This is a genomic window from Candidatus Methanoplasma termitum (assembly GCF_000800805.1).
Lineage (GTDB): Archaea > Thermoplasmatota > Thermoplasmata > Methanomassiliicoccales > Methanomethylophilaceae > Methanoplasma > Methanoplasma termitum.
The window spans coordinates 932,522-945,269 of record NZ_CP010070.1; the positions used below are offsets into that span (position 1 = coordinate 932,522).

Below are 12,748 nucleotides of genomic sequence, written 5' to 3' on the forward strand. Positions count from 1 at the left end.
GCTTCTCAATCCTATGCACATTTATAAACAATGACATGAATCACGATTTCTATGCAGATGCCCGGCGACAGTCTGAGACAGGTCAATCCGACATATGGATCCACAAAAGGAAAGATCAGATTCAGCAAAACGGAGGTCCTGCATATTATCGCCGCCATAGCGGTGCTCGGAATAGCGTTCTCTTTCATCATGAGAGGGAATAAATTTGACTACGACACGACGAAGAACATCATCCTGATCGTGATAATGTCCTTCATTCTTGTGATCTTCAGTTTTCTTCTTCACGAGTTCGGGCACAAATTCGTCGCCCAAAGATATAACGCATGGTCGGAATTCAGAGCATTCCCATACGGTTTGGTAATGGCACTGATCTTTGCGGTATTGATCGGTTTCTTGTTCGCAGCCCCGGGTGCGGTTTACATAAAGGGGAACATTGACAAGAACACACACGGAAAGATCAGCCTTGCGGGGCCGGCGGTGAACTTCACCATCTCTGCAATCGCGATCGTCGTCCTTATTTTCATCGTACCAGGCTATATCGGCACATTGAACTTGCTAATCTATCGCTTGTTCCAAATGCTCGCCTGGCTGAATGCATTCTTGGGATTGTTCAACATGATCCCGGTTCTTCCGTTTGACGGGTCAAAGATACTCGCATGGAACAAACCCATATACGCCGCCGCCCTGTTGATTGGCATTGCGGAAGTTGCGTACGTTTGGATCTACATCATGAGTTGACACCCGAACGAAGCAAATAAGTTCACATCCCGACAAGATAAGAACTTGCAGAGCCCTGGGCTACATACCGTACGGGTTCGTGATGTTCGATACTTAGAATATCTGGGCCGAAACACCTTTGGCGGATGTTCATTAATAGCTGTTTGACCTTTTTTGTGCCTGCATCGGAACTCTTTTTTTGCGGTCTTGATCACCGCAGACTATCGGCAGAATGCACTTGCTTATAGCAAAAAGAGATGACCGATGCGAAACAATAAAAGAGAAATGGGTTGTAAAAAGGTTTACATATACTCTTTAACAGGGTACCTGAGGTTGGTGAGGATCGAACCTTCCCACTGTTCCAGCTTCCCGGGGTTGAGGATATTGTTGGGATCCATCGCCTTCTTTATTGCGATTATCGACGAAAGCTCGGATGCCCTTTCCCTTACGAACTTTGGCGCTTTTGCTATCCCCACGCCGTGCTCTCCCGTGACAGTTCCGCCAAGGTCGATACAGACGTCAAATATCTCGTCTGTTGCCTTCACGGCTCTCTCCCACTCGTCTGCGTTCGACGGCTCGACAAGCATCTTCGTGTGCAGGTTCCCATCACCGGCATGTCCGTAGGTGGCAATGGTTATCTGATATTTGTCGGCGATCTCTTGGAACGCTTTTACTGCATCCGGTACCTTCGATATTGGTACACCCATGTCATCTGCAAGCGAAACGGATGAGTAACCGGGCTTCAAAGCGGCAAGGGAGGTCATTATCGATTTCCTTGCGTCGGTCCATGCGTCTATCTGTTTCTTGTCCTTGGAAACGGCAACCGATGTGGCACCGTTCTCTCTGGCGATCTCGCCCAGGAGTTTGATATCCCTGTCGACGATGTCGTCGTTCTCTCCGTCGGCCTCGAATATGCACAGCGCTTCGCAGTCCGGTACGGGGTTGCCCCTTGCTTTGTTGACCGCTCTTATACTTACGCTGTCCATAAGCTCGCATGAAGCAGGTATGAGGGGTTTTGCGATTATCGCCGCGATGCACCTTCCTGCATCGTGGATACTGTTGAATGTACAGAGGCAATATGCCGACTTCTTCGGCTTGGTGGTCAGTTTGAGCGTTATCTCCGTTATTACACCCAGTGTTCCTTCCGAACCGCACATTAGGCGTGCCAGCTGATATCCTGATGAGTCTTTCACGGTCCTTGTTCCGGCGCGTACGATCTCTCCGTCCGCTTTTACAAAAGTAAGGCCGAGGACGTAATCCCTTGTTGCACCGTACTTCACGGCTTTCATTCCGGAAGCGTTGTTGGCGACCATTCCTCCGATGAGACATGCCTCGGCTGATCCCGGCGAGCACGGGAATACGAACCCGTACTTATCCAGCTCGTCGTTGAGGTCATTGTAGTTCATTCCGCACTCAACATCCACCCACAGATCGGCCACACTGATGTTTACTATCTTGTTCATCCTCTGCATGGCAAGCACTATACCGCCCTTGATCGGCACCGCCGATCCGCAGAGCCCTGTTCCGGCCCCTCTGGGGACAACAGGTATTTTCTCGCGGTTCGCGATCTTCATTATCTCCGATACCTGCTCAGTGGTCCTCGGCTGAATCACGATATCGGGATTGTTGTGGAAAATCGACGCATCGAAGCCGTAGGTGTATAATACAGCCGGACTTACGGAATATCCGTCCTTGCCTACTACCTTCTCAATTTCGTCTATAATTCTCTGCTCCATTTGAACACCAGCCCACCCTATCTATTCTATTGATTATAAAGTATTCACCTCAACAACGATAATTAAAATTAAAAACAGTCTTTATAAATATGAAAGGGATAGGTCGGATACATGAAGACAAAGATCGTTCTCCTCGGTCCGCCGGGATCGGGGAAAGGAACTCAGGGGGAGAAACTCTGCGAGCAATACGGATTCGTCAAGTTGTCCACGGGGGACATGCTCAGGGAAGCTGTCAGAAAGGGTACGGCGCTCGGGGTAAAAGCGGACGGATACATGAAGAGCGGAGCACTCGTGCCGAACGACCTTATTATTGCTCTGATGAAAGAGAAGATCACTTCTCTTGATGAGGGTACAGGGATCATCTTCGACGGATTCCCGAGGACGGTCGAGCAGGCGAACGCGTTGGGGGAACAGGTGCATATCGACCTTGCGCTGAACCTTGATGTCAACGATCAGGAGCTTATCGACAGGCTCACAAAGAGGCGCACATGCCCGAAGTGCAATGCTGTCTACCACCTGGAATACAACCCTCCAAAGAGGGCCGGATTCTGCGACAAATGCCGCTCCGTCCTCGAATTAAGGAGCGATGACAGGGAAGAGACCGTGAGGAACAGGCTTAAAGTGTACCGCGAGAGTACCCTGCCCCTTATCAAATATTACGAGAAAAAAGGAAATCTTGTAACGATCGAGGGTGTCGGCAGCATTGACGAGATCTTTGCAAAGGTGAAGAAGGCCGTCCTCTGATACAGAAAATTATTAAAAGTAATCTGTATTGAGGAAGGTTACTACAACAGCCTCGTAGTGTAGTGGTCAATCATGCGGGACTCTGGATCCTGCGACCGCAGTTCGAATCTGCGCGAGGCTACCACTTTTTTCTGGCTTAGCCGTTCCTGAACCTCTTGGGGGTCTTGTTAAAAAAAGATTGAAGGGGGGAGACCGGCTCCCTTTAATTTGGAAGAAGTGGTTTTTTTCCGTCTCCGGAACTGTCTGTGTTCATCGGGAACGGAACTCTATGAACACCTTGTCGACGATCTTTCCCCGAGGTATGATGTACTCCCCTTCCTCGTTTGGAGATATTGTCGTCCACTCTGCATCCTTATCCTCTCCGATGCGGTATTCCATGTCGCCGGTGTGTCCTTCGACCATGAAGCGGTACTCGCTCTTCCTATGCGCCCTCTCCGCTCCGATGGCTGCCTCTGGCTTGATCACCTCATAGTATCTTCTCCAGAAGATGAAGAACAGTATCAGGAGCCCCGCGGCGAACGCGAGGATTAACGTTCCTATGTAGGCCGACGAAGTGCCTTCCGGCTGGGTGCTGTCGATACCTGCCGCGACCGATTCTTTCTCATCGAAGTACACCTCCGAGTATATGGATACGGTCACGTTTTCAAAGGTCATTGCGGCCTCTTTGTATTTCATGCCGTTGAACACCCATTCAATGAACTGGTATCCATCGGCCGCATACGCTCTGACAGCCACGTTATCATACTTTTGCAGTGTGACAACGGAGTCATACTTAACGAACTGCGAACCGTTCACGCTGTATTCCGTGTGTCCTTTGCCTTTCATGATGTCAACGATGAGGGTTATTTTCACATCAACAGGCGTATCGGTCACATTATTAGAAGTCGGAGCGGTCTTGGCACTTACTATCTCGATCGTGTGGTTCTCCGCCACATTCTCGAAGGTGTAGCTGCCAGTACCGATCATGCTCTTCGAAATTGATCTACCATCCACTATGACAGCCTTTATCTCATATCCTTTCAAGGCGCGGAATTTGAATGTTCCATCACTTCCTTCAAGGATAGACACTTCTCCGGACGGGTTTATGACAGACCCGGTGTCCGAGGTGGCAGTGATACAATAGCTTATCGGGCCCGGGACGGCATCCACCGTGAACCTGACCTCCACGGTCTCGGTGTTCACCGGGTTGGAGTTATCGGATGACGGAGCGACCGTTACCGTTGCCGCATATGACCCGGGATCGAGACCGGTGTTCGGTACGATTGTGAATATCGCATTCCCTCCGGCAGCAATATCGCTTATTGCACCTGGGGAGACAGTGAAGGAAGAAGCATCCGCACCTGAAATAGTGACCGTCAGCTCACCTGTTGCACCTGTACCGATGTTCGTCACTGTGACAGAGAACGGAGTCTGCGCAGAGTAACCCTGCGTTGCATCCTCGAATGTGTGATCGTTCTCACTCAGCACTATCCCGTACGTATATGGGGTGGGGCCCTGGAAGTCAGCGATCAGTCTATTATTCTCAACTCTGACCGAAAAATCATGCCCCGCTCCGCTGAATATGGGGTTCTTCGGACTGCCTGTCGCTGTACCGCCGCTTATCAGCAAGAGCTTGTCGCCGACCTGCAGTGTCGACGGTATCCCGCTGACCTCAATGTCAACGGTTGCGGTGGCGGACCCTATATCCGCCTTACCCTGTATCTTCACATACAGCAAAGCGTTCGGACTCCCCGTGAAGTTCAACTTTGACGTCGGGTCCGAGCCAATGGTGAAGTTGCCTGTGTTGCCGGTCCCGGTGTAATGGTATATACCGCTGCCGGCAGCAAAGGTGACATCGTTTGCAACATCGGCGAGGGTGACCGCACCGAAGAGATATTTTGTGTTTGTAAGTTTTATTGACGCCGCGTTGATCGCTTCGACAGCAACGGTGCCGCCGACATGACCTGCGTTGTAAAGTTCGCCGTCTGCGGCAAAGGTCACGCCGTTGCTTCCGCCCAGGATAATGCTGTCGGAGTTGTTGGTGATCTTCCCGCCGTTGAGATATATCCCATATCCGCAGCCTGCCGCTCCGATCGTACCGCTGTTGACAACCTGTCCGCCTCCTTTCATAAGGATAGTATTACCTGAGCCGATGATCGTACCGTCGGAGTTGTTGGTGACGGTAGAAGGGGCTTTGACATCGATGGCATCGGTAAGATTGCCGACGCCGCGGATCGTGCCGCTGTTGGTCAGCGTGATACCGTTTGCAAAGATGACCGATGTTTCAGCACCCGAGCTTTCGATGGAACTGTTAGGTTCATTGACTATTATGACGTCTGCGGTGGAATATATGGCATAACTTGTGCCACCGGAAGACATTATTTTGCCGCTGAGTTTGTCGTTGACGTAGTTGTTGATGATTGTCAGGTCCACCGCAGATGCGATGGCCTTGCTGTTCGATCCGGCGGGACTGATCGTGCCGTAGTTGGTGATGGAATTATTATCTCCTTCCTTGACGTCTATGATCGTCTTGTTGCTGCTGTTGCATGAAATGCTTGCAGCGTTCACCAGACTGCCGCCTTTAAGCTGGACAGCCGTTCCTGAGGAACTCAGCCTGTCCCCCGTTTTCCCTTGACCATATAATGTCAGTCTTGCTCCGGATTGGATGCTGAATCCGTTATTTACCACATTCACAGATCCATCCAGGATCAGGTGGACGTCGCCGGTGATCTTTATGGTCTGAAAAACAGATTGGCCAGCGGCGATATACCAACCGGCGTCCAATTCATAAGATACGCCGGTCAGATATTCCGAAGTCACTTCGGTCACATCATTTTTGTACCCTGAAGTTCCGTCTGTGTCAATGTACATTATGCTATCTACTGTAGCTCCGTTCGCTTCATTTTCTTGTTGCAGTAATAACACTGCAGCGGCAGAGATCACCAATACCGATACCAGTATCGCCATCACTGACAGATTGCAATGTTTTATCTTTTTCATGTTTTTATTAGACAAATAATTGCCCCCCTGTTTTTATTCAGGATTCATAGATATAATCATTTCTATTAGATTGCTTAAAGTATCATTTATAATATTTATAAATAACTATAATACTCTAATTTTTGTCAATTTACATTCATAGCATCCTCGCAGCACAAATAATTCATGTCTCTGTTGTAGACCTCGGGCCGAATAGCCACACAAGCCTATTTCCATAAATACCGCCTTGACGTTCCCTGATAAGATACACATGAATTGAGGTGATGGATATATGAGTTCCAGTAAAATCGTAAGCGGATTCTTCGGTCGTAACAGGGCCGTTTTCGTAATGGGGCTCACTGCGCTCGCCATAGCTGCGACTGCGGATCTCTTCGCCGGAATGCTTCTCGGTTCGATGGAAACGTACATACTTCTGATCCCTGGAATGATGGTCCTTGTCTACTCTGCGATCGGGATGAGGGGGAACATCTTCGGTGCTATGGGCTCAAGGCTCGGGACATCGATGCACATGGGTACTTTCAAGATGTCCTTTAAGAAAGGGTCGATACTCAGGGCCAACATCGAATCTTCTATTGGGCTCAGCTTCCTGATCTCCCTTGCAATGGGATTGATAGGATGGGCGATCGTTGTCCTTTTCAATTTCGGGGAGATCCATATTGCCAGCTTTGTGTTCATTTCCATGCTGGGCGGACTCATGGCCGGAATAATCCTGCTGGGCGTTAACCTGACGATCGCAAGGACCGGTTTCAAAAGAGATTGGGACGTAGATAACATAACTGCACCGCTGATCGCGGCCGCCGGGGACATAGTCACGATGCCTATGCTGTTCATATGCGCCTGGTTCGTCGTACACTGTCCAGATCAGAATATAATAAACATCCTTACCCTTCTGCTGATACTCGCGACCGTGGTCTTCCTTGTCATCATCTTTACAAGAAAGATCGTGCTCGGAAGGATGGACGAGGCAAAGAGAATAATCTCCCAATCCGCACCGATATTGGTAATGTGTTTGATGTTAGACATTGCTGCGGGAATAATAATCGAGCACAGGACCCCGGAACTTCTTGTCCTTCCTGTGCTGGTGATATTGATGCCGGCCTTCCTGAATGAAGGAAATGCTCTATCGGGGATGCTTACTTCCAGACTGTCATCCATGCTGCATCTTGGTACGCTGGAGGTCAGCAGGTTCCCGGGAAAACGTGCGTATGAGAATTTCCTCATCACATACGTGCTGGCAGCTGTGACGTATGGATATATCGGAGTGATATCTTTCATCGCTGCGATGGCCATGGGCGGCACCGGCGACATCAGCTTTATAAAATTGATGGGAGTGATACTGCTCTCCGGAATGCTTACGGCAACGATCCTGAACTTCCTTTCATACTATGTGGCGGTGACCGCCGTAAGATTCAATCTTGATCCGGATGATCACAGCATACCTATGACATCCTCAACGATGGACCTCGTCGGTGCGGCTGTGCTGATCAATATCATTGTGTTACTAATACTATGACGGAAGAATAATGGCTCAGGGAATTAAACAAGACGCACTCTCATGGTTCCTCTCATCTCCTAAACTTGTTCTCTCAGGCCGTTTTACAACCTTTCATTCATCATTAGGGTTATCATTGATGTAGAGGTTTCTGCATGAACCGCCTTTGATCTCTACCCAGCTGTCTGAAAGATCATGTGACTCTTTCAGTCCTTTCATGCTCTTTTTTATCAGATCTATGTCGGGGTTTTCCTGAGACCCTTTATTATAGATCTCTATTAGTAGGAGAGAATCCTTATCCATTGAATATAAAATGCGGTATATTCCCTTTGCACCGGCAGACCTGCATGCAAATCTCTGTTCCTTGAAGACGGGTAAAAAGATGCCATGAGATCGGCCTACATCCTGCATCCTCACGCTGCTACTTGTTGCGCGGCATAACCCAACAATGACCCTATTGAACGAATCCAGATCATCAAAAAGCGATTTATGATCTTTCTGGCACTTCTTCAGGCTTCTTTTGAAGCTTTTGGTGCAGTATATTTTGATTCACTCACCATCTTCATCATCTTGTCCAGCATCAACCGAAGTGCACGGATCTCTGTACATGGCCGCACCATAATCTATTGGTTCGCCGTCTCTGGCAATCATCCATGGAACATCCATATGTGAGATCTCTTCGATTTCTCCGCCAGTCATGTCGCCATATCTTTCTATCGCACTTTCTATGGACATTATCTCTTCCGGAAGAAAATCGCTCATATCCGGATCCGTTAATGACCTATAGCGATATTGTTTATAGCCATCGAACTGTTTTTTTTCAGCTGTTATCATCCCTTCTTTTTCGAGCGAATCGAATGATTCTTCATAGCTGAATGGTATAGGGCCATGAGGGGCCTTACAGTAGCTCTTGCCCGTTATAGATTTGAAGGTTCTCTCATAATGGTCAAAATCACTGAAGTAACATAGCTTGCAGAGGACTTTCTGCCCAACATTTTCTTTTTCGCCACATCTTTTTATTATATAGTGTAGCATGTGTTCGAACTTCTGTCCACAATCAGAATTCGTCTTACTACCTCCCTCTCTATCACAATATTCATCGTAAGCATCTGATTTAAGACTATGTGAAGATAACATCGATAATCCTCTTAATAATAATTTAAGGGCGGGCTGTCGATGCGGACCGTCCCTCTTTTTACATTGCGCCCCTCTTCCGACGCGGACTTCGTTGTTATCACTATCTTTCCGCATACATCCATTTGCATTTCAGACACTATTATCTCGTGCATATTCATCCCAAGATACCTTATGTTCGGAAGATATTTTAACCTTCAATGGAAAAAGGGGTATTGCTAGTGATCGGACATTAGCTGGCACTTACTTGTCTGTGCCTTCTGCCATGTATTTGAACGCTGTGACCCCATCTTCCGGGCCCTTGGCAATCAGTATGTCGCCGGCCTCTATCTTTGTGTTCTTGCCCGGTCCGAAGATGTATTCTCTGTCCCTTTTTATTGCAATGACGAACATTCCGCAGTGTGTGCACAGACGGACCTCACCGAATGACTTTCCGTCCAGAGGTGAGTTCTCTGTGACCTTGGCAAGGCTGATGATCGTTTCCGATTCCTTTATCGACATTGCAATGACCGGGTGTTTACCCAATCCTCTCAGAACAACATCCGCTATCGATCTGGCGGCATCTGCGATGGACATTATTGATGCCTGGAGCCTGATCATGACCACTATCCTGGCAACCTCCTCCGGCTTGTTCATCCCTATCTCTATGGCTTTCTCCTGCACTTCCAGGGAAAGGTTGTTCATCCTCTCTGCCAGGAAGATCACCTCCTCGGCTATCTCTTCATTGTCATAGATGAGTGACGAGTATGCCAGGTCGACCATGAACTCAGAAGTGTCCTTAAGCTCCAGGAGCATCTCCTCGATCTTGTTCAATTCTCTTCCTCCTCTTCGGGCTCGTTTATGCTGGCTGCCTCTTCCTGCGGGGTTGTCTCTTCTTCATCCTCGGATACTTCGGGGAACTCCCAGGGTTTGCTTCCGGTTGTGTACTCGACAAGATGCTTGTATCCATCATCACTGCCTCTTATTATTACGTCATCTCCGGCTCTTATCTTGATGTCGTCATCGGGGTCGTACGTCCAGCCCTGACGATTCTTCATTGCTATTATCCTGCAGCCGGTGCATGCTTCCACGCCGAGTTTTCCTATTGTGTACCCGACCATGGAGGATTCGGGCTTGACCTTTGTGGCGCGGATCTTCTCATCCGACTCAGACAGCATGGCCGATACGAACGGACGCCTTTCGAGCGGGAGGCTCAGGAGATTGACTATGTCCACCGCCGCATCTGATATAATGTCTGCTGCGGATGCTACTTGGAGCAACCCGGACAGCTGCTGTGCGTCCCGCTTGTTCCTTGATGCCATGAGCACCTTGAAACGGATAGCATACTTCAGATTTGTCATCTCTTTTTCCAGCTCATTGACCTTCTCGGCCATATCCTCGCTGTTATACAGCAGAGCGGCGTATGCCAGATCCACTATCACCTCTGAAGTGTCCTTCATTTCGGTCAAAAGTTCACGAACTGTCTTCTCAACATGTTCCATGCTCGTATATTCCGGGTCCGGCATCACAACACCTCCAAAACCGTTGTATTGCGTCTACTATTACCGTCGGGGTCATCTGAATCGGTTGACAATTTCGGCCACCTTTTTTGTACTGGAACTAATCCAACTCTTACATACGCAGTACGTATATTTAAGATTTGGATTCTTTCGGACATGTTTTGGGACATCTGTATTACGGCAGCCGGTCATCTGATGTAGCTGACCCTGCCCCCTATGCGTGCGGGAGCCTCCGGCCTCATGTCCCCGTACCCGAAACAGACCGCATACAGCGGCCTGTATCCGTCCGGGACTCCGAGTTCTTTTGCATATTCATCTGCCTTTGACGTTGTGAATATCAATCGTGCCATGCCGATTATTATCGACGACACGCCGAGCGATTGTGCGGCAAGGCACATATTCTGCACGGCATACCCGCAGTTGGATTCTGTCCAGATGTCTTTTGCGTCGCCGCTTATCAGAACAACGGTGGGCGCGTCGTAGAACATGCTGAAATCCTCCCTACCGCCGTTCCTGTCCTTATATCTCGATACAGATTCCTTTGGCAGGTTCTCTTTGATCTTTGTGTTCATCCAGTCGATCAGTTCCGCATTCTGTATCACTGTGAAATGCCAATCCTGCGCGTTCATTGCGCTGGGTGCGTTAAGCCCGCAGTCAATGATTACTTTCAGTTCCTTATCTGTTACCTGCCGCGGTTTGTACTTTCGGACGCTTCTGCGCTCCATTATGGATCTGATAGTATCGTTCGGATAATCTGTCATGCCCTGTAAGACCCGCTTTTTGATTATATTACAGTTTGTATCATCTCCTCAGTGCCTGCCTGTCGGTCGCAACCGTATAATACAAAAAAGTACGATTAACAGACCATGCCCTCAACAGTGATAGTGAAAATGAATACCTGCGGCAAGACCCATAAGATCACGGTCAGCCTGAGAGACGACGGAGATCTTGACGTAAAGATCGTATCCGACTGCAAACACGTTCAAGAATATGCGGAACTCCTTACAAAGGTCGGTATGTCTGACATAACCGACAGGCACGGAAGCAAAATACTTGACCCTGACATATGTACCTCGCTGTCGTTTCCTTGTCTTGTGCCGAGCGGCGTTCTGGATGCGGCGTGGATCGAAACGGAAATGCTGTCGAAGTCGCTTTGTAAAAGGGTGCGTCAGAACGAGGTCATCCTCGACCAGTTCGACACCGTTTGACCGCTCTGCCGGCACACATTCAGCTGTCTTTCGAAACATTATATTATAGCAAAGGCTATTTGGGCTGAGGCAGACGATGATAAGCAGAGATGAGGTTCTGGCAAACCTTGACAAATATGACATTAAAAAAACCAAGATAGGAGTTGTTGCATCGCATTCCGCACTGGATACCTGCGACGGGGCGATATCCGAAGGTTTCAACACCGTTGCTGTCTGCCAGAAAGGAAGGGAGAAGACCTTCGCCAACTATTTCAGGACCCAGCGCGATGCTTCCGGCAATGTTCAAAGGGGAGTCATCGACGAGATCGTCCTTGTGGACAAGTTCAAAGACACCGTACTTCCGAAGGTTCAGAATTCTCTGATGAAGAACAACGTGCTTTTCGTACCGAACAGATCGTTCGTGTCGTATTGCGGCATTGACGCGGTCGAAGATGACTTCAAGGTCCCGATCGTCGGAAGCAGGAACCTCCTCAGATCCGAGGACCGTGGCGGCGAGAGAGACTATTATTGGATACTTGAGAAGGCGGGCCTTCCGTTCCCGAAGAAGGTCAATAGGCCCGAGGACATAGACAGCCTCACCATAATTAAAGTGCACCATAAAGTGAAGAAGCTCGAAAGAGGATTCTTCACTGCGAAGGATTATGATCAGTTCGTCGAAAAATCGACAGAACTTATCAAACAAGGCGTTATCGAAGAGGATTTCCTCAAAGAAGCAAGAATGGAGCAGTACATCATCGGCCCCGTTTTCAATCTGGATTTCTTCCGTTCCCCCCTTGAGAAGAAAGGAGAACAACTCGAACTCCTGGGAGTGGATTGGAGGTTCGAAACTTCCCTTGACGGGTACTGCAGGCTCCCTGGGAAACAGCAGGTAGAGCTGGAGAACGATGGAATAATCCCGGAATACACAGTGTGCGGCCACAACTCGGCCACTCTCAGAGAATCTTTGCTGGATAATGCGTTCGAGATGGCTGAAAAGTACATTGCGGCGACGAAGAAATACTACAATCCGGGCGTTATCGGCCCATTCTGTTTGCAAACGTGCGTGGACAAAGACCTTAACTTCTACATTTACGATGTTGCCCCCCGCATAGGCGGAGGCACCAACGTTCATATGTCCGTCGGACATCCTTACGGCAACGCCCTGTGGAGAAAGGAGATGAGCACGGGAAGGAGACTTTCCATGGAGATAAGAAGAGCGATCGAACAGGAACGCATTGATGAGATCATTACATAAGGTGA

At 48.9% G+C, this 12,748-nt stretch carries 13 protein-coding genes and 1 tRNA gene; 6 read left to right on the top strand and 8 right to left on the bottom strand.

Annotated features, from left to right (window positions below; all coding sequences use genetic code 11):
* Positions 1-51 precede the first annotated feature (51 nt).
* Positions 52-738: a site-2 protease family protein gene (locus Mpt1_RS04470; protein ID WP_052399290.1), complete on the top strand. Its 687-nt coding sequence runs from the start codon at positions 52-54 to the stop codon at positions 736-738.
* A gap of 281 nt (positions 739-1,019) precedes the next feature.
* Here Mpt1_RS04470 and Mpt1_RS04475 read toward each other — a convergent pair whose 3' ends face one another.
* Positions 1,020-2,453, bottom strand: a complete 1,434-nt coding sequence (locus Mpt1_RS04475; RefSeq protein WP_048112559.1) for an FAD-binding oxidoreductase — start codon at positions 2,451-2,453, stop codon at positions 1,020-1,022.
* 111 nt (positions 2,454-2,564) lie between these two features.
* Between Mpt1_RS04475 and Mpt1_RS04480 the strand changes: the two genes are divergently transcribed.
* Positions 2,565-3,197: an adenylate kinase gene (locus tag Mpt1_RS04480; RefSeq protein ID WP_048112567.1), complete on the top strand. Its 633-nt coding sequence runs from the start codon at positions 2,565-2,567 to the stop codon at positions 3,195-3,197.
* Between the two features lie 48 nt (positions 3,198-3,245).
* Positions 3,246-3,321, top strand: a tRNA-Gln gene (locus tag Mpt1_RS04485).
* Between the two features lie 125 nt (positions 3,322-3,446).
* Here the strand turns inward: Mpt1_RS04485 and Mpt1_RS04490 are convergent.
* Entirely contained in the window at positions 3,447-6,143 is a 2,697-nt protein-coding gene (locus Mpt1_RS04490; RefSeq protein WP_148305836.1) for a hypothetical protein, read from the bottom strand.
* Positions 6,144-6,447: 304 nt separating this feature from the next.
* On the opposite strand from Mpt1_RS04490, the gene Mpt1_RS04495 reads away from it, so the two are divergent.
* Positions 6,448-7,689 (top strand): magnesium transporter, encoded by a 1,242-nt coding sequence (locus Mpt1_RS04495; RefSeq protein WP_048112571.1) that lies wholly within the window; start codon positions 6,448-6,450, stop codon positions 7,687-7,689.
* Between the two features lie 93 nt (positions 7,690-7,782).
* Here Mpt1_RS04495 and Mpt1_RS07600 read toward each other — a convergent pair whose 3' ends face one another.
* From Mpt1_RS07600 to Mpt1_RS04520, 6 genes are all read right to left on the bottom strand, one after another.
* Positions 7,783-7,971 carry a hypothetical protein gene (locus Mpt1_RS07600; protein WP_148305837.1) on the bottom strand — a complete coding sequence of 63 codons (189 nt, stop codon included), beginning with the start codon at positions 7,969-7,971 and terminating at the stop codon, positions 7,783-7,785.
* Between the two features lie 246 nt (positions 7,972-8,217).
* Positions 8,218-8,805: a Panacea domain-containing protein gene (locus tag Mpt1_RS04505; protein WP_048112590.1), complete on the bottom strand. Its 588-nt coding sequence runs from the start codon at positions 8,803-8,805 to the stop codon at positions 8,218-8,220.
* Between the two features lie 11 nt (positions 8,806-8,816).
* Positions 8,817-8,963: a hypothetical protein gene (locus Mpt1_RS07710; protein WP_158386759.1), complete on the bottom strand. Its 147-nt coding sequence runs from the start codon at positions 8,961-8,963 to the stop codon at positions 8,817-8,819.
* 82 nt (positions 8,964-9,045) lie between these two features.
* Positions 9,046-9,615, bottom strand: coding sequence for a potassium channel family protein (locus tag Mpt1_RS04510; RefSeq protein WP_238603094.1), 570 nt, complete (start codon positions 9,613-9,615; stop codon positions 9,046-9,048).
* Positions 9,612-10,307: a potassium channel family protein gene (locus Mpt1_RS04515; RefSeq protein ID WP_052399291.1), complete on the bottom strand. Its 696-nt coding sequence runs from the start codon at positions 10,305-10,307 to the stop codon at positions 9,612-9,614. Before Mpt1_RS04515 ends, Mpt1_RS04510 begins: the two co-directional genes overlap by 4 nt.
* A gap of 182 nt (positions 10,308-10,489) precedes the next feature.
* Complete coding sequence (locus tag Mpt1_RS04520) at positions 10,490-11,062, bottom strand: nitroreductase family protein (RefSeq protein WP_048112592.1); 573 nt, start codon at positions 11,060-11,062, stop codon at positions 10,490-10,492.
* 105 nt (positions 11,063-11,167) lie between these two features.
* Here Mpt1_RS04520 and Mpt1_RS04525 point away from each other — a divergent pair, with 105 nt between their 5' ends.
* Both Mpt1_RS04525 and Mpt1_RS04530 read left to right on the top strand, forming a co-directional pair.
* The gene (locus Mpt1_RS04525; RefSeq protein WP_048112594.1) at positions 11,168-11,509 is read left to right on the top strand and encodes a DUF6951 family protein; all 342 of its coding nucleotides are present in this window, start codon (positions 11,168-11,170) and stop codon (positions 11,507-11,509) included.
* A gap of 76 nt (positions 11,510-11,585) precedes the next feature.
* Complete coding sequence (locus Mpt1_RS04530) at positions 11,586-12,743, top strand: formate--phosphoribosylaminoimidazolecarboxamide ligase family protein (protein ID WP_048112596.1); 1,158 nt, start codon at positions 11,586-11,588, stop codon at positions 12,741-12,743.
* Positions 12,744-12,748 lie beyond the last annotated feature (5 nt).